The sequence below is a fragment of the Bartonella sp. TP genome, assembly GCF_030406085.1.
GTDB lineage: Bacteria > Pseudomonadota > Alphaproteobacteria > Rhizobiales > Rhizobiaceae > CALTWN01.
The window spans coordinates 687,850-710,393 of sequence record NZ_CP129002.1 but is presented as its reverse complement, the minus strand read 5'-3'; the positions used below and the strand labels follow the sequence as shown (position 1 = coordinate 710,393).

General features: G+C 38.6%; 24 protein-coding genes and 1 tRNA gene. 12 read left to right on the top strand and 13 right to left on the bottom strand.

The genetic code is table 11. The features are described from left to right. Nucleotides 1-2 precede the first annotated feature (2 nt). A complete protein-coding gene (locus QVL57_RS03560) occupies nt 3-797 on the bottom strand; it encodes a response regulator (protein WP_290075783.1) in 795 nt (264 codons plus the stop codon). 212 nt (nt 798-1,009) lie between these two features. Here QVL57_RS03560 and QVL57_RS03555 point away from each other — a divergent pair, with 212 nt between their 5' ends. From QVL57_RS03555 to QVL57_RS03545, 3 genes are all read left to right on the top strand, one after another. Next, complete coding sequence (locus tag QVL57_RS03555) at nt 1,010-1,201, top strand: NepR family anti-sigma factor (RefSeq protein WP_290075781.1); 192 nt, start codon at nt 1,010-1,012, stop codon at nt 1,199-1,201. Between the two features lie 45 nt (nt 1,202-1,246). Further along, on the top strand, nt 1,247-1,795 hold the full coding sequence (locus QVL57_RS03550) for an RNA polymerase sigma factor (RefSeq protein WP_290077393.1): 549 nt from the start codon (nt 1,247-1,249) through the stop codon (nt 1,793-1,795). A 183-nt stretch (nt 1,796-1,978) separates the two neighbouring features. Continuing rightward, nucleotides 1,979-3,373 (top strand): histidine kinase dimerization/phosphoacceptor domain -containing protein, encoded by a 1,395-nt coding sequence (locus tag QVL57_RS03545; RefSeq protein ID WP_290075779.1) that lies wholly within the window; start codon nt 1,979-1,981, stop codon nt 3,371-3,373. 3 nt (nt 3,374-3,376) lie between these two features. Here QVL57_RS03545 and ubiG read toward each other — a convergent pair whose 3' ends face one another. Next, nucleotides 3,377-4,135: a bifunctional 2-polyprenyl-6-hydroxyphenol methylase/3-demethylubiquinol 3-O-methyltransferase UbiG gene (ubiG, locus tag QVL57_RS03540; protein WP_290075778.1), complete on the bottom strand. Its 759-nt coding sequence runs from the start codon at nt 4,133-4,135 to the stop codon at nt 3,377-3,379. 126 nt (nt 4,136-4,261) lie between these two features. Here ubiG and QVL57_RS03535 point away from each other — a divergent pair, with 126 nt between their 5' ends. The 3 genes from QVL57_RS03535 to prmC are packed head-to-tail and all read left to right on the top strand — an operon-like array spanning nt 4,262 to nt 7,524. Next, nucleotides 4,262-5,554 (top strand): aspartate kinase, encoded by a 1,293-nt coding sequence (locus tag QVL57_RS03535; RefSeq protein WP_290075776.1) that lies wholly within the window; start codon nt 4,262-4,264, stop codon nt 5,552-5,554. A 21-nt stretch (nt 5,555-5,575) separates the two neighbouring features. Beyond that, nucleotides 5,576-6,655 (top strand): peptide chain release factor 1, encoded by a 1,080-nt coding sequence (gene prfA / locus QVL57_RS03530; RefSeq protein WP_290075774.1) that lies wholly within the window; start codon nt 5,576-5,578, stop codon nt 6,653-6,655. Next, nucleotides 6,655-7,524, top strand: coding sequence for a peptide chain release factor N(5)-glutamine methyltransferase (gene prmC / locus QVL57_RS03525; RefSeq protein WP_290075773.1), 870 nt, complete (start codon nt 6,655-6,657; stop codon nt 7,522-7,524). Before prfA ends, prmC begins: the two co-directional genes overlap by 1 nt. On the opposite strand, the gene QVL57_RS03520 is transcribed toward prmC, so the two are convergent. Both QVL57_RS03520 and QVL57_RS03515 read right to left on the bottom strand, forming a co-directional pair. Next, complete coding sequence (locus tag QVL57_RS03520) at nt 7,521-8,810, bottom strand: adenylosuccinate synthase (protein WP_290075771.1); 1,290 nt, start codon at nt 8,808-8,810, stop codon at nt 7,521-7,523. The genes prmC and QVL57_RS03520 overlap by 4 nt on opposite strands. 46 nt (nt 8,811-8,856) lie before the next feature. Further along, nucleotides 8,857-10,029, bottom strand: a complete 1,173-nt coding sequence (locus QVL57_RS03515) for a phosphoserine transaminase (protein ID WP_290075769.1) — start codon at nt 10,027-10,029, stop codon at nt 8,857-8,859. Nucleotides 10,030-10,155: 126 nt separating this feature from the next. Between QVL57_RS03515 and QVL57_RS03510 the strand changes: the two genes are divergently transcribed. Both QVL57_RS03510 and QVL57_RS03505 read left to right on the top strand, forming a co-directional pair. Further along, nucleotides 10,156-10,231 (top strand) — tRNA-Phe (locus QVL57_RS03510). A 90-nt stretch (nt 10,232-10,321) separates the two neighbouring features. Beyond that, complete coding sequence (locus tag QVL57_RS03505) at nt 10,322-11,455, top strand: hypothetical protein (RefSeq protein ID WP_290075767.1); 1,134 nt, start codon at nt 10,322-10,324, stop codon at nt 11,453-11,455. On the opposite strand, the gene rpoH is transcribed toward QVL57_RS03505, so the two are convergent. Then, nucleotides 11,452-12,327: an RNA polymerase sigma factor RpoH gene (rpoH, locus tag QVL57_RS03500; RefSeq protein ID WP_290075765.1), complete on the bottom strand. Its 876-nt coding sequence runs from the start codon at nt 12,325-12,327 to the stop codon at nt 11,452-11,454. The genes QVL57_RS03505 and rpoH overlap by 4 nt on opposite strands. A gap of 66 nt (nt 12,328-12,393) precedes the next feature. Continuing rightward, nucleotides 12,394-13,410 carry an RluA family pseudouridine synthase gene (locus tag QVL57_RS03495; protein ID WP_290075763.1) on the bottom strand — a complete coding sequence of 339 codons (1,017 nt, stop codon included), beginning with the start codon at nt 13,408-13,410 and terminating at the stop codon, nt 12,394-12,396. Between the two features lie 73 nt (nt 13,411-13,483). On the opposite strand from QVL57_RS03495, the gene QVL57_RS03490 reads away from it, so the two are divergent. After that, entirely contained in the window at nt 13,484-13,795 is a 312-nt protein-coding gene (locus QVL57_RS03490; protein WP_290075762.1) for a hypothetical protein, read from the top strand. Here QVL57_RS03490 and QVL57_RS03485 read toward each other — a convergent pair. Continuing rightward, nucleotides 13,764-15,530 carry an ABC transporter transmembrane domain-containing protein gene (locus QVL57_RS03485; protein ID WP_290075760.1) on the bottom strand — a complete coding sequence of 589 codons (1,767 nt, stop codon included), beginning with the start codon at nt 15,528-15,530 and terminating at the stop codon, nt 13,764-13,766. The two genes, QVL57_RS03490 and QVL57_RS03485, sit on opposite strands and share 32 nt — an antisense overlap. A gap of 78 nt (nt 15,531-15,608) precedes the next feature. On the opposite strand from QVL57_RS03485, the gene rpmE reads away from it, so the two are divergent. Beyond that, nucleotides 15,609-15,830 carry a 50S ribosomal protein L31 gene (gene rpmE / locus QVL57_RS03480; RefSeq protein WP_290075759.1) on the top strand — a complete coding sequence of 74 codons (222 nt, stop codon included), beginning with the start codon at nt 15,609-15,611 and terminating at the stop codon, nt 15,828-15,830. 42 nt (nt 15,831-15,872) lie between these two features. Here rpmE and QVL57_RS03475 read toward each other — a convergent pair whose 3' ends face one another. The 4 genes from QVL57_RS03475 to ykgO all read right to left on the bottom strand — a co-directional run bounded on the left by QVL57_RS03475 (nt 15,873) and on the right by ykgO (nt 18,498). Continuing rightward, on the bottom strand, nt 15,873-16,622 hold the full coding sequence (locus QVL57_RS03475; protein ID WP_290075757.1) for a YebC/PmpR family DNA-binding transcriptional regulator: 750 nt from the start codon (nt 16,620-16,622) through the stop codon (nt 15,873-15,875). A gap of 62 nt (nt 16,623-16,684) precedes the next feature. Continuing rightward, nucleotides 16,685-17,512 carry a TIGR00282 family metallophosphoesterase gene (locus tag QVL57_RS03470; protein WP_290075755.1) on the bottom strand — a complete coding sequence of 276 codons (828 nt, stop codon included), beginning with the start codon at nt 17,510-17,512 and terminating at the stop codon, nt 16,685-16,687. A 2-nt stretch (nt 17,513-17,514) separates the two neighbouring features. Beyond that, nucleotides 17,515-18,123 (bottom strand): 5-formyltetrahydrofolate cyclo-ligase, encoded by a 609-nt coding sequence (locus QVL57_RS03465; RefSeq protein WP_290075754.1) that lies wholly within the window; start codon nt 18,121-18,123, stop codon nt 17,515-17,517. Nucleotides 18,124-18,372: 249 nt separating this feature from the next. Further along, nucleotides 18,373-18,498, bottom strand: a complete 126-nt coding sequence (gene ykgO / locus QVL57_RS03460; RefSeq protein WP_290075753.1) for a type B 50S ribosomal protein L36 — start codon at nt 18,496-18,498, stop codon at nt 18,373-18,375. A 124-nt stretch (nt 18,499-18,622) separates the two neighbouring features. Here ykgO and QVL57_RS03455 point away from each other — a divergent pair, with 124 nt between their 5' ends. After that, nucleotides 18,623-19,621: an NAD(P)H-quinone oxidoreductase gene (locus QVL57_RS03455; RefSeq protein ID WP_290075751.1), complete on the top strand. Its 999-nt coding sequence runs from the start codon at nt 18,623-18,625 to the stop codon at nt 19,619-19,621. 64 nt (nt 19,622-19,685) lie between these two features. Beyond that, nucleotides 19,686-20,306, top strand: coding sequence for a cell cycle transcriptional regulator TrcR (locus tag QVL57_RS03450; protein WP_290075749.1), 621 nt, complete (start codon nt 19,686-19,688; stop codon nt 20,304-20,306). Between the two features lie 19 nt (nt 20,307-20,325). On the opposite strand, the gene QVL57_RS03445 is transcribed toward QVL57_RS03450, so the two are convergent. Both QVL57_RS03445 and QVL57_RS03440 read right to left on the bottom strand, forming a co-directional pair. After that, a complete protein-coding gene (locus QVL57_RS03445; RefSeq protein ID WP_290075747.1) occupies nt 20,326-21,354 on the bottom strand; it encodes a class I fructose-bisphosphate aldolase in 1,029 nt (342 codons plus the stop codon). 13 nt (nt 21,355-21,367) lie between these two features. Then, nucleotides 21,368-22,540, bottom strand: a complete 1,173-nt coding sequence (locus QVL57_RS03440) for a phosphoglycerate kinase (RefSeq protein ID WP_290075745.1) — start codon at nt 22,538-22,540, stop codon at nt 21,368-21,370. Nucleotides 22,541-22,544 lie beyond the last annotated feature (4 nt).

Sequence of the window (22,544 nt, the reverse complement as noted above, 5' to 3'; positions counted from 1 at the left end):
GCTTAAGCAGCGCTAGATGCATTTTCTTGAAAAAACAATGCTTGAGAAATTAATGCCTTTACCATCTCTGGATTGAATGGCTTTGTTACCAAAAAGGTTGGCTCTGGCCTTTTTCCAGTTAATAATCTTTCTGGAAAAGCAGTTATAAAAATCACGGGCAAGTCATTTTGCTTTAAAATATCATTCACAGCATCTATACCAGAAGAATTATCTGCCAACTGGATATCTGCCAAAATCATTCCCGGCTTTTCTTTAGCATAAAGCGCATTTGCTTCATCTCTAGTACGCGCTATGCCCACAACCGTATGCCCTAAACTTTCAGTAAGCTGCTCTATGTCCATGGCGATAAGAGGCTCATCTTCAATAATCATTATTCTAGTGGCAACTTGTTCTGAGATGTCTTTTGATGCTTCACTTATTAATTTTTTCACATCACTTAATTGCAAATCTAAAATTTCAGCTATTTCTGTTTCATTAAAGCCTTCTACAGCCACCAATAAGAATGCCTGTCTTGCGCGCGGCGTTAAATAAGACAATTTAGCATTAGCCCGCTCCTCTAGACCAAATACTGGCAAAGGTTCGGCTAATTTAGGAGAAGTTTGATCAAATAGCTGACAAAATAAATGATATACGCTTATACGGTCGCTAGAAGTTTCAGGAAATATACTAACATCAGCAATCAAAGCTTCTAGCATGGCAGCAACATAGGCGTCACCAGAATTTTGCGAGCCTGTTACAGCGCGTGCAAAGCGCCTGAGATATGGTAAATGCGGTGCGATACGCGTGGACAAAGACATGTTTTACCTCGTAATATAAATAGCTCTATTGATGGCTATCTATATGGTGAAGATAAAAAAGAAAACAAGCCCTTTGCATTTTAAGCGCAATTTACTATTTATTGCTGTATAATAATATTATGTCATGGCTGGAACTTTTAAACCCACAGTTAATTAACCAACCACTGACCAAGTGGCATAATTTAAAAAGCGCATAATGCGGGGGCAAGTAAATGGATACAAAAAAATCCACGGCAGAAAAATCAATGAAAGAGCTTATCGGGCCACATAGCGAAATTACAGCTAAATTGCGCCAATTATATGGCTCTATACAAGAAGAGCCATTACCAACAAATCTGCTAACGCTTCTAGAGCAATTAGATGAGGCAGAGGAAAACGCACAGCAAAATGCCAAGCAATTATAATTTTTTAACCTATGGGATAGTCCTTTGGAATCGCAAACAGAACAAATGCATTATAAAAAAGAGTTTAAAAAAGAGCTCCTAAAAAGCCTGCCAAGCCTACGCGCCTTTGCCGTTTCTTTAGTACGCTGGCCAGACAAGGCAGATGATTTAGTACAAGACACTATTATGAAAGCCTGGGCCAAACAAGATAGCTTTAAAATAGGTACCAATATGAAAGCTTGGCTATTTACCATATTGCGCAACGAATTTTACAGTCAAATGCGGCGCAAAGGCAGAGAGGTACAAGATAGTGACAACACGCTTTCAAATAATATGGCCATACATCCAGCGCAATATGGCTCACTAGATTTACAGGATTTTAAAAAAGCTCTAGATATGCTGCCGCCAGACCAAAGGGAAGCTATAATATTAATCGGGGCTTCCGGCTTTTCTTATGAGGACGCGGCAAGAATTTGCGATTGCGCTGTTGGTACTATAAAAAGTAGGGTAAGCAGAGCTCGAGTGCGCTTACAAGAAATCTTAAAAATCAATGGCGAGTCTGATTACGGGCCAGATAATTATTCCGCTAATATTACTATGCGTTCTTTTAATTAATAAAATTCTTTTTCTACTATTGTTATTTCGCTTAGCTGCCCAAAATTATAATTATGGTATAGTCTGTATACGCGTTTAAATGGCCCATCAATCTAGATGCGCCATCAATTGTAGCTTATGTAATAGCGTTGTTAATCATAAAAACATATATGTTAAACCGGCTGTGACCCATTAGGCTAGTAGATGAGCGCTTTAAATTATAATAGACTTAAGCATCAAGCTTGGCGGCCAGCGCGCCTACTTTTTGCTCTTTCTATTATCCTTACACTGTGTGCCGCAATAGCGATAGCAACATTATATAAATATATAAATGAAGAGCTCAGCTACGTTTCTTCTACATTATACCTACAAAAAAACTATGGAGACGTATTTGCTAAGCTTCTAAAACTACAAAGCGATCAACAATATTTTGTTAAAAGCAAAGATAGCCAAACTTATCAAAGCTTTAACCAAACCTATAATGAACTAAGCGCAATATTACAAAATATCAGCGCTATAAGCTTTTACGCCCCACAATTACGTCCTTGTATCAGCGAATTTGTACGGGCTATAAGTACACAAGCTACCGCTGTAAAAGAAAATATGGATATAGCGCAAAAACTACAATTTAATAATCCTGTAGATTTTAGCAATTATGATTTAAATTTTTCACGTATTATTAATGCATTTGTTCAAAAAGAAAATGCTGTACTGGACAAGCACCAAGAAACAATTAATCACATAAAAAACCTATTTATAATTTCAATGTTAATCTTTATGTTAGGCTTAGCAATATCTAGCATTATCGCTATTCAACATTTTTATAAAGATATTAAACAATTAAATGCTAAGCAAAAGCGATTAAATGATGAAAATTTAGAGCTAGAGTCGAATATACGCCAACGCACTAGTGAGCTAGAAAGCGCTCGCTTACATGCTGAAAAAGAACGACAAAGGGTAGAATTATTACTACAAGATACTAGCCACCGCATAGGTAACTCTCTTGCCACCGTAGCTTCGCTCTTGGGAATGCAAGCCAATAGAAGTAAGAATGAAGAAGTTTCAAATGCGCTGATAAGCGCTCGTGATCGAATTCAAACCATAGCCGCAGCCCATCGACGCTTGCGCCTAGGTAGCGACATGGAAACTACAAAGGTAAATGAATTTTTACAAGCCGTTATCCATGATATAGAATTTTCTATGCCAGCAGATGTAAAAGAAAGAGTACATATAGTAACTCAATTACACCAGTGTTGGTTTTCATCGCGCGATGCCACTACATTAGGCATTGTTATGGGAGAGTTATTAACAAATGCTATAAAACATGCCTTTCCCGTACCTAAAACTGGCGAAATTAATGTATTTTTAGGAAAAAAACATGACAAATTATGTTTAATTATTGAAGATAATGGTATTGGAGTAAAAACTAATAAATCTACCACCAGTGCCGAAGAAAAAATGCATCCAGGGCTCGGCCAATTGGTAGCAAAACAATTATGTATGCAATTTAACTGCGAACCCGTATACGAAGAGTTACCAAATAGCGGTACCAAAGTTACTATAGATTTAAGCAAAGTCGAATCCAAAGAAGAAGGTTAGAGCTTAGCTCAATTTTTTGGCAACAATCATATAGTTTATGGACATATCTTTTGACAAATCCCAACTATCATGCAACGGGTTATAAACAATACCAGTCTGTCCTACTAAATCAAACTTATCTTTATGAAAATAAGCCTTTAACTCATCTGGTGTAATAAATTTATTAAAATCATGCGTGCCTTTAGGTAGCCAACGCAAAATATATTCCGCAGCTATAATAGCAAAAGCCCATGCTTTAAAGCTTCTATTTAAAGTAGCTACAAAAACCACCCCTCCAGGCTTAACCGTTTTGCAGCAACATAACATAAAATTTGCTAAATTATCGACATGCTCAACCACTTCCATATTCAGAACTACATCAAACTCTGCCCCACCTTCGCTTAATTCTTCTAAACTCATAGCTCGATAATCTATGACAAGCCCCATCTTTTCCGCATGTAAACTAGCAACATTAATATTTTTTTCAGCCGCATCTATTCCAACAACGCTAGCTCCAAGCCTAGCAAGGGGCTCACACAACAACCCGCCGCCACAGCCAATATCTAAAATTTTAACCCCTTGCAATGGCAATTCAGAACTAAGCGAAACTCCCTTGTGCTGAGCTACCATTTCTAAAATGTAGCTGATTCTAGTTGGATTAAATTTATGCAAAGGGCGAAATTTCCCCTTCGGGTCCCACCATTGCTCCGCCAAGCGCGAAAATTTTTCTATCTCGCTACCATTAATAGAGGTGGAAGTAAAATTTTTATAAAATTTAGGCATCTTTATTATATTCTAAGAATTATTATTCAATAATATATTATTTTTCTTTAAATTGAAATAAATATTCTGTATTTATACTCTCTTGATTCCTTTTAATAACCGATTGGCATAAGGCAAAACACTCTAATGGCACGTATTGTAATGAAATTTGGGGGCACATCTGTTGCTGATGTAAAACATATACGTAATGTAGCCCAACATATAAAACGCGAAGTGCTGGCTGGCAACGAAATAGTCGTAGTCGTTTCTGCTATGGCTGGTAAAACCAATGAATTATTGGCCTTAGCTCGCGAAGCTTCAGGCAATGTCAAAAAAGCTCTATCGGACAACGCTGAAAAGATGATAGATAGAGAATATGACGTTATACTTTCATCTGGCGAACAAATAACTATAGGACTATTATCGCTTGTTTTGCAAAATATGGGTATCGCAGCCCATTCATGGCTGGGCTGGCAAATACCAATACAGACCGATAACAATTATAGAACAGCCCGTATAAAAGCCATAAATGGAGCCGCCATAATCGCAGAGTTAGAAAAGAAACGGGTCGCCATAGTAGCGGGCTTTCAAGGGCTGAGTCCAGATAACAATATAACCACCCTGGGACGCGGAGGGTCTGACACAAGCGCCGTTGCTATAGCCGCCGCAATTAAGGCAGATCGCTGTGATATATATACCGACGTGGATGGAGTCTATACTACAGATCCACGTATAGAAAAAAAAGCAGTGCCATTAACAAAAATATCGTTTGAAGAAATGCTGGAAATGTCCTCGCTCGGTGCTAAGGTTCTGCAAGTGCGCTCTGTTGAGCTTGCAATGATTCATAAAGTGCGTACTTTCGTACGTTCAAGTTTTACTAAGCCAGATGCAAAGGAATTATTAAATGATAATATTAGCAAGGGAACTCTTATCTGTGATGAGGATGAAATAGTGGAACAACAGATCGTTACAGGCATAACTTTTGTTAAGGATGAGGCAAAAATTACGCTATGGGATATTGCAGATAGGCCAGGCATTTCGGCAGCGATTTTTGGTGCATTAGCGAAGCAATCTACTAATGTAGATATGATAATTCAAAATATTTCCAAAGACGGCTCCACCACCGATATGACATTTACTGTACCATCTGAAGATTTAAATAAAGCAGTGCAGGTTTTACAGAACAAACAAGCGGAAATCGGCTATTCTACTATGCAATATTCTGATGATCTTACCAAAATTTCAATTATAGGCATTGGCATGAGATCGCATGCGGGGGTTGCAGCTACCGCTTTTGAAGCTTTAGCCGAAAAAGCTATTAACATCAAAGCCATAACCACTTCTGAAATAAAGATCTCTATTTTAATAGATTCCGTATATACAGAACTTGCGGTACGTACATTGCATCAAGTATATAATTTAGCTAAAGAAGCAAACTAAACTATATAGATAGGACAAGCTATGGTAAAGCTGCCGCAAGAGCGCATGGAGCAGTTAGAAAAACGATTTTTGCTAATCGAAAATAAAATGGCAAATAATCCCAGCAGCGAAGAATATGTTAAGCTCGCTGCCGAATATGCTGAGCTAGAAACTATTGTTAGTAAAATAAAAGAATTAACTAACGCTAAAACCGAGCTAGATAATATGCAGCAAATGTTGAATGACACCAGCTTGGACCCGGAGTTACGTCAATTAGCGAAAGAAGAAAAACCACAGTTAGAACAACAAATAACGCAGTTAGAGCAAGATTTGCAGCTGCTATTATTACCTAAAGATATAGCAGACGACAAAAGCGCTATCTTAGAAATAAGAGCTGGCACGGGCGGCAGCGAAGCGGCCTTGTTTTGTAGTGAACTATTTCGTATGTATGAGCGCTATGCCAGTGCAAATGGCTGGAAAGTTGAACTAATTTCCAGTAGTGAGGGTGAAATCGGCGGATATAAGGAAATCATAGCGGCAATAGAGGGTAAAGGGGTATTCGCAAAATTAAAGTTTGAATCTGGTGTACACAGAGTACAACGCATTCCACAAACAGAGACTAATGGCCGAGTGCATACCTCTGCCGCCACAGTGGCTGTATTACCAGAAGCAGAAGATATTGATATAGAAATAAAACCAGAAGATATTCGTATAGACACCATGCGTGCTTCTGGATCGGGCGGGCAGCATGTTAATACCACAGACTCAGCCGTACGCATTACCCATTTACCAACAGGGCTTATGGTGGTACAGGCAGAAAAATCTCAGCACCAAAACCGCGCACGTGCCATGCAGGTCCTAAAAACAAGGCTATATGATATAGAGCGTCAAAAGGCCGAAGCAGAACGTTCTGCATCACGCAAGAATCAAGTAGGATCTGGCGACCGCTCGCAACGCATTAGAACCTATAATTTTCCGCAAGGCCGGGTAACAGATCATCGTATTAATTTAACACTTTATAAATTAGACCGTATTATGGAAGGTGATATAGCAGAGCTAATAGATTCTCTGATTGCTGATAATCAAACCAAGCTGCTTAGCGCCATGGATAATAACAGTTGATGACAAGCTCATGCCGCAGCTTAAAGCAGACACAAAAGCACATAAAAGAATTATTAAAAAACGCTGGAATAAGAGAATATAAACAAGAAGTTTTTATCCTCTTAGAGCATTATTGCAATAAAACCAACCTCGATTTTATTATAAACCCCGAAGCAATTATCGATATTGCTCAACTTAAAAAGCTAAACTTAGCCGTGCAGCGCCGTATAAAAGGTGAGCCTCTATACCGCATAATAGGCCATCGAGATTTTTATGGCCTAACTTTACACTTAAGTAAAGATACTCTTGAGCCACGTTTTGACACTGAATGTGTAGTTGAATTAGCTTGCAAACATATAAAACAAAAATACCATACACAAGATAGTATATATTTTTTAGATATAGGGATAGGTAGCGGCGCTATAAGCTTATCGCTTTTGCAATCCTTTTTAAATAAAAAGCTATACGGGCTGGGTGTCGATATTTCTTATAATTGTTTAAAAACTGCACAAAAAAATCGTAACGCATACGGATTTAATAAAGTCTTACAACTAAAGCAAAGCAATTGGTTCAGCCGCGTGAAAGGTAAATTTGATCTAATAATTTCTAACCCCCCATACATAGCAAGCGCAGAAATAGCAACGTTAGACAACATAGTAAAACATTATGATCCAATACGCGCGCTTAATGGCGGTAAGGACGGCCTAAAATTCTATAGACTTTTGGCAAAACAAAGCAAAAATTACCTTAATCCCAATGGCATAATAATAGTAGAAATAGGCGCCAACCAAAAACGCGAAGTAACGGCTTTGTTTACAGAAAATCAATATCAACTGATAGATGAATGCCAAGATTATAACAATATCGACAGGGGTTTGGTTTTCGCTTAATGTTCAAAAGGGCATTTTACCATTATAGTATCTTCACGCTCTGGGCTGGTAGATAATAATGCCACTGGTGCGCCAATCAAATCTTCTATAAAGCGTATATATTTAACAGCTTTAGCTGGCAAATCACGCCAATTACGTGCGCCTTGTGTTGAACAATCCCAGCCCTCAAAACTTTCATAAATAGCTTTCACTCGCTGTTGCATAGCCATGGAGCTAGGCAAATAATCTATTCTTTTCCCGTCTAGCTCGTAGCCTATACATATTTTGATTTCTTTTAATCCGTCTAGCACATCCAATTTTGTTAACGCAATACCGTTAATACCGTTAATAGTTACCATCTGACGCACCAATACTGCGTCAAACCAGCCGCAGCGCCGCTTACGTCCGGTCACCACACCAAATTCATGCCCTTTAGTGCCTAAAAATTCACCTATTTCATTTGTTTGTTCAGTTGGAAAGGGCCCCTCTCCAACGCGAGTAGTATAAGCTTTTACTATACCCAAAACATATTGTATAGCCTGCAAGCGAAGTCCACTGCCTGTAGACGCCTGGGCCGCAATGGTATTTGAAGAGGTTACAAAAGGATAAGTGCCAAAATCATTATCTAACAAAGCGCCTTGCGCACCCTCAAATAATATACGAGCTCCACTCCTAGCTTTTTGATCTAATAAAAACCAAGTATTGTCAATAAATGGCAGCATGACATCCGCAATTCTCAATAATTCTTCATAAAGAGCCTGTGGTTGAATCTCTGCTAAACCCAACCCTCTACGCAAAGCATTATGATGCGTAAGTAAACGCTCAACTTTAGGCATTAATGCATCTTTTTCTGCTAAATCAATAACCCTTATCGCCCGACGCCCCACCTTATCCTCATAAGCTGGGCCTATACCACGCTTAGTAGTACCTATTTTTAACCCGCTACTTGCCTCTTCACGGAAAGCGTCTAGCTCTCTATGCAAAGATAAAATCAAAATGGCATTTTCAGCAATACGTAAATTTTCAGGTTTTACAACAATATTCTGAGTTTTTAATTTCTCGATCTCTGCCATAAAATGATATGGATCTATAACCACCCCATTACCTATAACCGCCAATTTGCCGCGCACAACCCCAGAAGGCAATAGAGATAATTTGTAGCTAACACCATCAATAACCAGCGTATGACCCGCATTATGCCCCCCCTGATAGCGTACTACCACATCAGCACGCTGCGAAAGCCAGTCTACTATTTTTCCCTTGCCTTCATCGCCCCATTGTGCGCCAACCACCACCACATTAGCCATATCAGCCTCCACCACATAAAGTTATAATATTAACCATATATAATTTTTAAGCAAAATTATAGTTTAAATTATGTTTTGCCTCAAAAAAAGTAAAATCCAACCATTCACAAAGAGCGCGTAAATCATCTGCCTCTATAGATGCGCCTGTCCATATACGAAAGCCTAGAGGGGCCTCCCTATGATTCCTAATATCATAGGCAATATTCAAACATGCCAAGCGATTTAACATATTTTCTATAAACTCCCTTTGCCCCTCTATAGTTAATCGCGTTATATCCGGATCGATTATACGCAAACATTGTGCAGTTTTAGCTCTTAGCGCCTCTTCTTTTACTATATAATCAAGCCAAGTACTAGCTTTTACGTAATCCGCAACGATCTTAGCATTATCTAACGTTTTTGCTATCAACGCAGGCACACCACCAGTAGCTTTTACCCAAAGCAAGCTATCTAAATAATCTTCAATACACAGCATAGATGGGGTATTAATAACTCGCCCTTGAAAAAGCTCGTAATCTATGCACTTATCCTTTTTCAAACGTAAAATTTTAGGTATAGGCCAAGACGGCGAGTAAGATTCTAAGCGCTGTAAAGCCTTAGGGCTTAAAATAATTATGCCCTGATTTGCTTCAGCGCCTAGCGTTTTTTGACAGGAAAAGGTAACTACATCCAAGCGCGAAAAATCTAACTCTTGAGAAAATGCTGCCGCACTGGCGTCACAAATAACTAATCCTTGCCTTTCTATGGGAATGAAATCTATCTTAGGCAAACTCATGCCTATAGTAGTGCCATTTAACACAAATACAAAATCTTTTCTAAAATCTATACCGCTAAGCTGCGCAAACAATTTATTGTCAGCGAATATAGTCTGTACATCTACTAATTTAAGCTCTACGGTAATATCATGCAGCCATTCTTTTGCAAAATATTCATAAAGCAAGATAACCACTGGATTTGGGCCCAACAAATTCCATAAAGCCATTTCCATCGCACCCGTGTCTGATGCTGGAACCAGGGCAAGCTTATAGTCATCTGGAACTTTTAATAATTCTCGAGTTAATTTTATAGCCTGACGTAATTTTGCTTGGCTAAACTCAGAACGATGCGATCTTTCAATTGCGGCATTAGCTAAAGATAATAAAGACCAATTTGCATGTTTTTTACAAGGACCAGAAGAAAAATGCGGGGAAGATGGTCGTAATTTGGGCATGGTAATCATTCTACAGCTCTCAAAAATAAAATAAGCAATCGAACATAATATATAAGAAAAGAAAAATATTAATAGTTTTTTCGTTTTACTACTAGACTAGTTAACACGAATGTTGTAAATCATATTATTAAATATGCCCAGATAGCTCAGGTGGTAGAGCAGCGGACTGAAAATCCGCGTGTCCGTGGTTCGAGTCCGCGTCTGGGCACCACTTGTTATTATTCCATGCTACGATTTACCTGGCGATCTGTATTCCGAATTTGCCCACTGCCTTTTAGCTTATTGGTAGGACAGCTATAATATGGCCGACTTTAAAGTATTACTAAAAAAAACTATAGAAAAACGCGAGCAAACTACACCAAGTTTTCGCCGAAGAGTGTATAGGGAAGCCAAAGAAAATCTGCGAAAAATTTTAACCTCCTATGATTGCGCTCCAGAAGAAATTGAAGAGCAAATACATGAGCTTGAAAAGGCAGCTATAGAAATTGAAGCAGAATTTTCTGCGCAACAAAAAGCTTCTATCATAAGCTTAAAAAACAATACTAACAAAAAAGTTAATCTAACAAATTTAAACCTTTCTACGATTTCCGCGCGTGAAGAAAAAACTAGAACCCTCGCCACACCGAATCCGCATAAAGAAAAAATCTTTAAAATCTTTACCCTAGCGCAAAATCGCTCCAAAATGCAATCTGCTGCAAAACTCAGAAAGGTAATAACCTACTCTTCTATCGCTGCTATTTTATTTATTTTGCTAAGCTTATATAGCGGATGGCGCTTTTTTGCCCATAGCAATCGTCCAACCATAAAAAAAACCCCCATTAATACTGAAATGACAAAAAGCTCTGCTGTGAAAAAGTTTGAAGGAAGACTTACAACAAGCTCAAAGACTATATCAGCTACCCCCTCTACGCAACCAATTATACCCACAAATTATGACGTGGCCAATTATTTAGATAAAGCTACCAATAAAGAACAGCCAGCGCACTTATCTTGGGATCTTATTACAAGACCTAGCACTCTAGGTGACGATTCCGTAATAATCGCACGTATAGATGCAAATGAAGGAAATACACAATTAAGATTTAGTTTAAAACATAACAAAGATAGCGCATACAATGGCACCTATTCTATAGAAGTAATTTATAATGACGCAGAGCATATGGCAGATAAAGCGGAGCTCACATTGCTAAATAAAAATAATCAACCAGATATGCAATTGCAAAATCTAAATTACTATCATCCGCAGCCGCATAAATTTGTCTATAGTTTTGGTAATAACGCAACAAAACAGCCAAATAATTTACAGCGATTATTGCAAGCAACTGGATTTAAGCTACAATTTAGCTATAAAGATAAAGTTGAAGCAGATATTAGCTTTACTAAACTTAAAAACGGCCAAGAGCTTTTTGATAATATAGTAAAAAAATGGGATTAAACGCCTGAATGCTCGCGCATAAAATTTTGTACTTTTTCGAAAGCACGCACTTCTATTTGCCGCACCCTTTCGCGACTAACACCAAAATCAAGCGCTAGCTCTTCTAGTGTAGTAGTTTTTTCATTTAACCTTCTAGCGCGAAAAATATCTGCCTCGCGCTGTGTTAACTGCTCAATAGCCTTATTCAACATTTTGTGTTGATAGGCTTTTTCATTTTCGTCAATTAATATTTCTTCTTGATTTTGCTTGTCGTCTACTAGCCAATCTTGCCATTGTAGACTTTCGCCCTCGCCCGATTTTACAGTAGCATTTAAAGAGCTATCACCGCCTAAACGCTGATTCATTGATACTACTTCCTGTTCGGAAACATTAAGATTATTAGCTATAAGTTTTATTTGCTCTTCATTTAATCCTTGATCGTCAAAAGCAGAAATTTTATTTTTAATCTTGCGCAGATTAAAAAACAATTTTTTCTGATTCGTCGTGGTGCCTAATTTAACTAAGCTCCACGAACGCAATACATATTCTTGAATAGCAGCTTTTATCCACCACATCGCATAGGTGGCTAAGCGAAACCCTTTATCTGGCTCAAACTTTTTAACAGCCTGCATCAATCCTATATTGCCTTCTGAAATCACCTCACCTATAGGTAGCCCGTAACCACGAAACCCCATAGCAATCTTTGCAACCAAACGCAAATGGCTAGAGACTAATTTATGGGCCGCTTCTAAATCGCTATGCTCTTGATAGCGCTTAGCTAGCATATACTCCTCATCTGCTGCTAAAACAGGAAACTTATTTATCTGCGCTAGATAACGTGCTAGCGAATTATCGCCCACATTTACTAAAGAAGCTGCGGTCCTTACTTTCAAGATTTTAACCCTCTTATCGCCTTTTTATCTAATAATTATACTAACATAATTTGCTTAACTATAGCGTTAATTATAATTAATTTTTCGCATAACTGCACTATTATGTAATTGATCTAATAAACTAGCCATATCTGCTGGCAATTTTGCTATAAAATTCATTAATTTTTCGCTTCTAGGATGTATAAATTGTAAGTATTCTGCATGCAAAGCTTGCCTGTGCAGAAAAGACTCTAGTTCAAATGGTAACTTAAGCGCTTTTGTTTTAAACCCGCTGCCATATACCGTATCGCCTAATAAAGGGCAATTAATATGCGCCAAATGCACTCTTATCTGATGGGTACGGCCAGTTTCTAAGCTGCACTCTACTATACTTACCAAAGGCTCATTATTTTCTATACTGCAAAAGCTAGCGAGTAATTTATAATGCGTCACGGCATGTTTAGCGCCGCTACTATTGGCTTGCACAACGGCGCGCTTGGTTCTATCTTTAGTTGATCTAGCCAGATAAGTATTTATAATGCCTATGCGCTCTTGTGGCGCTCCCCAAATTATAGCCACATATCTGCGCTGTAAGTAGCCCTGCCGACCGTGATCTAAAAATTGCTCGCTTAAATGCCTGTGCGCCATATCATCTTTAGCCGCTATCATTACACCACTAGTATTTTTATCTAACCGATGCACTATACCCGGTCGCTTTACACCACCAATTCCCGATAGGCTGTCTGCACAATGATGCAATAAAGCGTTTACCAAAGTACTATCATAATTGCCAGCGCCAGGGTGTACAACTAACCCGGCTGGTTTATTTATCAGTATAACGTCCTCATCTTCATATAATATATCTAAAGAAATGTTTTGAGCCACGGGTTGAGCTGCAATTGGCTCTGGCACCACGATTTTGATAAGCTCTTGCCCTTGCAGCTTACGCTTTGCGCTTGTAGCGCAAATATCATCTAAATAAACGTTACCATTTTTTATAAGAGTTTGTAATTGTGAGCGCGAGAAATCGCCCTGCAGCGCATCAGCTAGCCATTGATCTAGTCTTTTGCCTATAGCTGCTTCATCTGTATGTAACTGTAACAATATTTACCCTTTTATTTACTATTTTGACTTATCTTAAAATCGATTTAAATAAGCTTTGCAAAGAATTTTGGCTATGCAAGATCCAACTATAGAAAATATACGCAAACGTCTTACCCGACTCATGTTAGTATCTATAATTATCACATTAACGTTATTAGCTAGCGTAGTTATTACTCTAATATATAAATTAAACCATTTAGATAATCATTATATAAGTCAACAAACTATAGAATTACCAGCGGGAGCAAAAATAATTAGCCAAAGCTTAAATCAACAAACTATAGCCTTACACCTTAAGCTTAGGCAAAATAAAGAAGCTATATTATTATACGATTATAAAAAAGCTCGCATTCTTAGCGAATTATTGGTACATATGACGCCTTAAATTGTAGCTTAACCAGCCGCGCATAGGCACCATTTTTTTCCAATAATTCTTTGTGATTACCATATTCTATTATCTGCCCCTTATCCAATACAAAAATTTGCTCCGCATTTAAAACCGTAGCAAGCCTGTGCGCTATAATTAAAACCGTTTTATGCTTGCTGAGCCTTTCTAAAGCTTCTTGAACATAGGCCTCGCTATTAGCATCTAAAGCAGAGGTCGCTTCATCCAATAGCAAAATAGGGGCGTCCTTTAAAAAAGCTCTGCTCAAGGCAATACGCTGTTTTTGCCCGCCAGAAAGCATCAGGCCCCGCTCACCCACTACAGTATCAAATCCTTTTGGCAAATCAGCAATAAACTCATATGCCTTGGCTTTACGCGCAGCAGCCTCGATGTCCAACCAAGTCGCCTCTGCCTTTCCCATTGCGATATTTTCATAGATAGTTCCGTCAAATATTGCATTATCTTGACTGACATAGGCTATATTTTTACGCAAAAACTGCACTGGTAAGTTTTTTATATCTACACCGTCCAACAAAATTTTACCTTGTTGTATGCCATAAAAACGTAATAATAACGAAAATATAGTAGTTTTACCAGCCCCAGTTTTACCTACAAAAGCTACTCTTTGGCCAGCTTTTATAGCTAAAGATAAATTATCTAAAACCAAATGATCCGGCCTAGCACTATAAGAAAAAGCTACGTTTTGAAAATTTATATCCCCCCTAGCAGTTAGAGTAGAAGAATCATTAGCTATAGCTAAATCTTGTTGTTTTTCTTCTTTTGATAATTCATATAACCGCTCTAAAGCACCTAAAGCTTGCATTAATTGTGAGCCCACTTCGGCCAATTGACCAAAAGAGCTTGCCGAAAAAAGAGCGTATAAAATAAATTGCCCTAACTGACCAACACTCAAGCGATGCGTCAAAACATCCATAAAGCCTAAATATAAAGTTGCTATAACGCTCGCAAATACAAAAAAAATTGCTCCGCCAGTAAGCAAAGCTCGGAGCCAAACAGAGGACAAAGCAGCCTGAAAAGCAGACTCAAGCAAAGCAATAAATTTATTATATAATAAAGTTTCATTAGTATAGCTATTTATGGTTTTGATATTAGCAATAGCTTCTGCAGCCAAAGAATTTGCTGCTGCTAAATCATCTTGCGCCAAGCGTGCCTTCACTCTTACCTTACGAGCCAACAAAATAATTGGTACTAAAATAATTGGTACAATCGACAATTCTAATAGCGACAAGCGATAGCTAGTTATAAACATCATAACAAAACCACCAATTGCCATAAGAAAATTGCGTAAAGCAATAGAAGAAACAGAAGCTATGGCATCTTTTACTTGTGTCGCGTCTGCTGAAAGACGAGAAACAATTTCCCCAGAGCTAGCCGAGTCAAAAAAGCTCATCGGCAAAGTTAAAATATGCCCAAAAATATCACTGCGCATAGAATTTACAATATTTTCGCCCAATATAGAAACACAAAAATAACGCAACGCCGAGGCTACTGCCAATAGCAAAGCTAAGAGTAATAAAAATGAAAAATGAAAAGCTATGTCTTTAAAGCCATAATCAAGCATATTACGAACAACTATAGGCAATATAAGCATAATTACAGCAGCCATTATAATAGAGCCAAGCGCTCCGGCAAGCAATAATTTGTAGCGCCATAAATAAGTCAGCAAAAATGCAAATGGGGATTTAGCTGCAATTTTTTGCGAAACCCGCTGCATACAGATTTAAATCCTTGTATATTACCAATTTTTCTATATAATATCTTTTAAATACTAATTTATGAGGGATATTGCAACATGAAAGCTAATATACATCCAGATTACCACTCGATTAAAGTTGTAATGACCGATGGTACTGAATATTTTACTAAATCTACCTGGGGCAAAGAAGGCGACACTTTAAACCTGGACATTGATTCTAAAACTCATCCAGCCTGGACAGGAAACATGCAATCTTTAACGGAACGTGGCGGGCAGGTTTCTAAGTTTAAAAATAAATTTGGTAATCTCGGCATATAAATTTTAATTATAGAGAATAGGACTCCGCTAAAAGCCTATTCTCTATGCTTCTGAGAGTTTTTTTAACAGCTCATCACTAATTTCAAAATTTGCGTAAACATTTTGCACATCATCGTCTTCCTCTAAAACCGTAATCAAGCGCAATACCGAGCGAGCCTTGTCCTCATCCAATGCAACGCTGTTCAAAGGTTTCCAAACGGTTTTTATAGAATCAGCTTCTTTTAGCTTACCTTCCAAGACCTTGGATACTTCCCCCAAATCTTCAAAAGCGCAAACTATAGTATATACACCGTCTTCCAAAGTTACATCCTGAGCACCAGCAATAATCACTGCCTCCATTACATCATCTATATCCCCAACAAAAGATGGGTATATAATCTCGCCAACACGATTGAACATAAAGCTAACAGACCCAGTTTCGCCCAACGCCCCACCAGCTTTGGTGAAGGCTGCACGTATATTAGAAGCAGTTCTATTACGATTATCTGTAAGCGCTTCTACAATAAAGGCAACCCCGCCAGGGCCATAGCCTTCGTAACGCACTTCGTCATAATTCTCTGACTCATTGCCAGAAGCTTTTTTTATAGCCCGCTCAATATTATCCTTAGGCATAGATTGCACTTTAGCATTTTGAATAGCTAAGCGCAGCCTGGCGTTCATATTAGGATCTGGAGCGCCCATTTTAGCCGCAACAGTAATTTCGCGTGCTAATTTAGAAAAAATCTTAGATCGTATAGCATCTTGTCTGCCTTTACGATGCATAATATTTTTAAACTGTGAATGACCAGCCATAATCTACATTATCTCCCCGAATATCTTTAAAGTTATAAAATATTTTATAAAATTTTACAACTCTATTCTTCCCAAATTAGCGGCCTAGCTTCTTGTAAATGGGCCCCTATCCTTATAGGCGCTACATATTTAGCTAAGCCTGTATTATCACAAATTTCAACACATAAACCGCTTAAAGTGGCTGGACCTTTAGCCGCCTCATACCGCTTCCTTACTATCTTACCAACAAATCTATTTATTGGCTCTTCTTTTTCCATACCCAGAGACGAATCATAATCACCACACATACCAGCGTCTGTTATATAAGCTGTACCATATTTTAAAATTTGCGCGTCTGCGGTTGGTATATGCGTATGCGTGCCCACAACAACGCTAACCCGGCCATCTAAAAAATGCGCAAAACATTGCTTTTCACTAGTAGCTTCTGCATGGAAATCAAATATTATAGCGTCCACCTCCTCGCCTAAAATACAATTAGCAATCAATTGTTCAGCAGCGGCAAAAGGGTCGTCCAAATCCGGATGCATAAAAACACGACCCATAATATTTGCCACTAAGATTCGTGCTCCATTTTTTGCCGTGTAAATATTCGCTCCCTTACCGGGCGTGCCTAAAGGGTAATTTACAGGGCGTAAAAATCTCTCATGCCTACTAGCAAAAATCAACGCTTCTTTTTGATCAAAGACGTGATTTCCTGTTGTTACCACATCACAACCAGCGCTTATCAGTTGGTTATAAATCTTTTCTGTAATGCCAAAGCCCCCAGCCGCATTTTCACCATTAACCACCACAAAATCCAATTTATATTTGGTAATTAAGCCTGGTAATTTATCGCACACCATATCCCTGCCTACATTGCCAACCACATCGCCTAAAAATAAAAATCGCATAATTAAAACATTCTTGTCCCTATATTTTCACTCTGTATATGTAGCAAATAATTTGGCGTTAATACAGCATCCAAAATTTTATCATGTGGCTCTACCATAATTGTATCAATCAGCTGCATTTCAAAAGCCACTCCTATCAATAAAGGCTTTTCCATAAGAGATGCAATATATCTATCATAAAATCCTCCGCCATAGCCTAAACGATGTCCTTTTTTATCACAAGCCAACAAAGGCAATAATATAATGGCTGGGTATAAAATCGCTGCATCATTACTGGGCCCAAATATCCCAAAAGGCCCACGCTCTAGCTTTCCTAGTTCAGAAAAAGCAAAAGCGCGAAAATGCATAATTTTTTTATTTGCTAAAGTGGGCAAGCAAAGATTCGCACCAGCTTTTTGCAACTCATAGAGCAAAGATATAATATTTAACTCGCTAGCTATAGGCCAATAGCCAGCAACCACTGTGCCAGCGCGCTTTATAAAAAAAGCTAAATCTTTGGCTCGTAAGCTAATTTGGTTTGCAGCTACAGCACGCTCACTTTTATCAATAGTCCCGCGCTTCTGCAACATAACCCGACGTAATTGCTGCTTTGCTGTGATTGCCTCATGCATTTTTATGAGGCCTTTCGGATAAAAAGTGGCGTCCACAACAATCGATGAAAGAACTGATCCAGGGAGCCTACTAGGTAGGTGGGCACCATATAGTAAAGCCCGCAAGCTAAACCAGAGACAGTTCCCTTTTGGATCATTAAGGCCCCTGGGATTTTAGCTTTCTGTCGTAAAGTGCAGAGCGCCATTGACTAATATAAGCAAGTTTAAACTCTTTTACCAGTGGTAAAAGAAAACAAAATCACAATCAGCTCAGCCTTGGCGAGCCTTAAACCGTGGAGCTGTTTTATTTATGATATAAACGCGCCCTTTACGACGAATCAAACGGTTGCCACGATGGCGCGCCTTAAGCGCTTTTAGAGAATTTTTGACTTTCATAACTATCACCAATAATATAAATTACATATATTTATACATATATTGCAAACTATTGTCAAATAGCATCTTCTTTACTATGCCTTTTTATGGTAAATTAAGGTAAAGATCCTCGGGGGAAAAGAACATGCATAACATACCGCAAAAGATGAAGGCTATAGAAATAGCTGAACCAGGCAATGCTAGTGTCTTAAGAAAAATAGAAATAGAAATACCGAGTTTTGCAGAATATGAGATATTAATTCACACCCATGCCGCGGGCGTCAATAGACCAGATATTGTACAAAGAAAAGGATTATATCCACCCCCACCTGGAGCTTCCAGCTTACCAGGACTTGAAGTTGCTGGCATAGTTGTGGCCATAGGAGCGAAGGTTAGCAAATATAAAATCGGCGACCCTGTATGCGCCCTTTTAGCTGGCGGAGGCTATGCAGAATATGCCGTAGCTCACGAAGATGTTGCCTTGCCCATACCAAAAGGGATAAACTTTGTTGAAGCAGCCGCCATTCCAGAAACCTTCTTTACGGTTTGGAGTAACCTTTTTGATATTTGCCACTTTAAGGCTGGCGAAACGCTACTTGTTCATGGCGGAACCTCTGGTATTGGCGTTAGCGCAATAGCCTTGGGCAAAGCTTTTGGAGGCAAAGTAATAATTACAGCGGGAAGCGAAGATAAATGTAGCTTTTGCCACTCATTAGGAGCTGATTTAGCTATAAATTATCACACCCAAGATTTTGTTAAAGAAGTTCTTAACTTTACAGAAAATAACGGCGTTGATGTGATAATCGATATGGTCGGAGGTGATTATGTTAATAAGAACTATAAGATAGCGGCAAATGATGGACGCATATGCCAAATCGCTTTTTTAAATGGTAATTTAGCCGAAATTAATTTAAATTACATTATGCGCAAAAAATTAATACATACTGGGTCTACGCTACGCGGACAAAGCATTGCCTTTAAATCGGCTATAGCAAAGCAATTATCGCAAAAAGTTTGGCCATTATTTGAAACTAAAACTATAGTACCAATCATAGATAAAATTTTTGCCATTGATGATGTACAAGCTGCGCATAACTATATGGAAAGCGGGAAACATAAAGGAAAAATAATTTTACAACTATAATATATTGACCTTAGAGCAAAACAGTTTATAAAATATACGCTATAATTAAAAAGGATTATAAAAAATGGCTGCACAAATTATTATGCCAAAAGCTACGGCTGTATGGCTGATAGACAATACCTCATTAACTTTTGACCAAATCGCTAATTTATGTAATTTGCATCCCTTAGAAGTTAAAGCTATTGCCGATGAAGAAACTACACAGATTATCCGCGGAATAGACCCAATAATAGGCGGCCAACTTTCTAGAGAAGAGATAAGCAAAGGCGAAAAAGATCCAAATTATCACTTGCAATTATCAACATCGCAAGCTCATCTGCCCGCAAAAAAACAAAAAGGAAAGCGCTATACTCCATTATCAAAACGGCATGACAGACCAAATGCTATTTTATGGCTAATACGCAATCATCCAGAACTAAAAGATGCACAAATCACACGCCTATTAGGTACAACTAAATCAACTATTGAGCAGGTGCGCAATAGAACGCATTGGAATTCGGCAAATTTAGTTGCAGCCGACCCTGTAACTCTGGGTCTCTGTTCACAAATAGATTTAGATGCTGAAATAAAAAAAGCTGCCACAATAGCCGCCACGCAGCAAAAAACTAACTCTACCTTATTGCCCGCTTCCTTTACAGAACGCCTAGATATATTTGGCGACGATATGCCAGATAAAAACGAGTAGCAAACAATAACAGCGTGAATTATTGCGATGTTTCCTCGTGCAGCGACCATTTACCTTGCGCAGCTAGAAAATTCATTCTGGCACGTTTTTCAAATGCTTGCTGGGCTAGCGCAACATTTTCTTTACGACCAGCCCACGCCTTTAACGCGGGTGCTTGTAGCGCACGGCCGTAGGAAAAACTTAATTTCCATGGTAGGTCAACTTGGCGATTCATGATATCAAGATGTTCTGTAGCTTCTATTTCGCTCTGCCCACCGGACAAAAAGGCTATACCAGCCACGCTTGCTGGCACCACATTTTTTAAACACGAAATTGTATTAGCCGCTACTTGTTGAGCAGAAGCTATACGATTATTCATACCGTCTATAACCATATTTGGTTTTAGCACCATAGCTTCAAACTTTACCCTAGCGACAAACAATTCTTCAAACACAGCATGTAGCGTAGCTGTAGTCACATCATAGCATCTAGCAATATTATGTGTGGCCGGGGGACTGTCCATTAAAATTTCTGGTTCTACAATCGGCACTATACCATTTTCCTGGCACAAAGCTGCATAGCGCGCCAAGGCTTGGGCGTTTTGCCGCAAGGCGCTATAGCTAGGTAAGTCCTTATCATTTATAGCTATAACAGCTCGCCATTTTGCAAAACGCGCACCTATAGCATGATACTCTTTAAGCCTTTCACGTAAATTATCTAGGCCCTCTGTAATAGTTTCATTAGCAAAATTAGCTAAAGATTTTGCTCCTATATCTACCTTTATGCCTATTAAAGCCCCAGCCTCGGTTATATAATCAGTCAACATGCGACCATCTGCTGCTTTCTGGCGTATGGTTTCATCATACAATATAACACCTGATATATAATTCTTCATAGCATTAGAAGTACGAAACAACATTTCCCTGTAATCACGACGAGATTCATAAGTAGAATCTACACCTATAGCCACAAATCGTTTAGTTATTGTCGCGTTACTCTCATCGGCTGCTAAAATACCTTTTCCATCACTTACTAAGTAATTAGCTATAGTTTCAATATTATCTAGCATATATCCCCCTTTTTTATTTGCTAAGCGCTGCTATACCAGGCAAAGTTTTACCTTCCATCCATTCTAAAAATGCACCCCCCGCCATAGATACATATGTAAATCTGTCAACCGCACCCGCCTTACTAAGTGCATATACTGTATCACCACCGCCAGCGATAGAAAGCAACCGACCGTTTTTAGTACGCTCTGCAACCCATTGCGCTATTTCTGTAGTACCCTTATCAAATGGCTTTAACTCAAAAGCGCCCATAGGTCCATTCCATATTAAGGTTTCACTAGCAGCTAAAATCTCTATAATAAACTTAGTAGTCTCTGGGCCAATATCAACTATCATGGCCTCTCTTGGCACTCTATTTACAGACATCACTTCATGTCTAGTATTAGCTACAAATTCATAAGCAACCACGACATCGATAGGTAAGATAATATTACAGTCTAATTCAGCAGCCTTATCCAATATCATATTAGCCTTATTTAAAGCCTCTGGCTCATACAGCGATTTTCCAACAGCAAGCTGTTTAGCAGCTAAAAAACTATTTGCCATGCCGCCACCTATAATCAAATTATCTACTTTCTCCATAAGGCTAGATAATAAGTCAATTTTTGTAGAGATTTTAGCGCCGCCCACAATAGCCGTTACTGGCCTAACTGGCTGCTCTAAGCCTGTGCGCAATGCCGACAATTCTTGACCTAAAGCAACACCTGCATAAGCAGGTAATAATTGTGCAATAGCCACAATAGAGGCATGTGCTCTATGCGAAGCTGAGAAAGCGTCATTTACGTATACATCTCCGTAAGTTGCCAATTTTTTAGCAAATTCTATATCATTTGTTATCTCGCCAGAATAAAATCTAGTATTTTCCAACAAATATAAACCAGATCCGTTAACTGGCACAGGAAAACCAATATCATCAATAAAACTCACCCGCATACCCAAAACTTCTTCTAAGGCAGGAATAATTTGCTTTAGCGAATATTCTGCTTGTCGCTTACCTTCTGGCCGGCCAAAATGCGAGCACATAACTATTTGTATATTTTTTGCTAAAAGCTTAGATATAGTCGGTATTACACGCTCGATACGCGTAGTATCTGTAACTCGTCCCTCGCTAAACGGCACATTTAAATCAAGCCGCACTAATGCGCGATTCACATCATCGGAAATTTCATCTAAAGTTTTGAAACGCATGCCA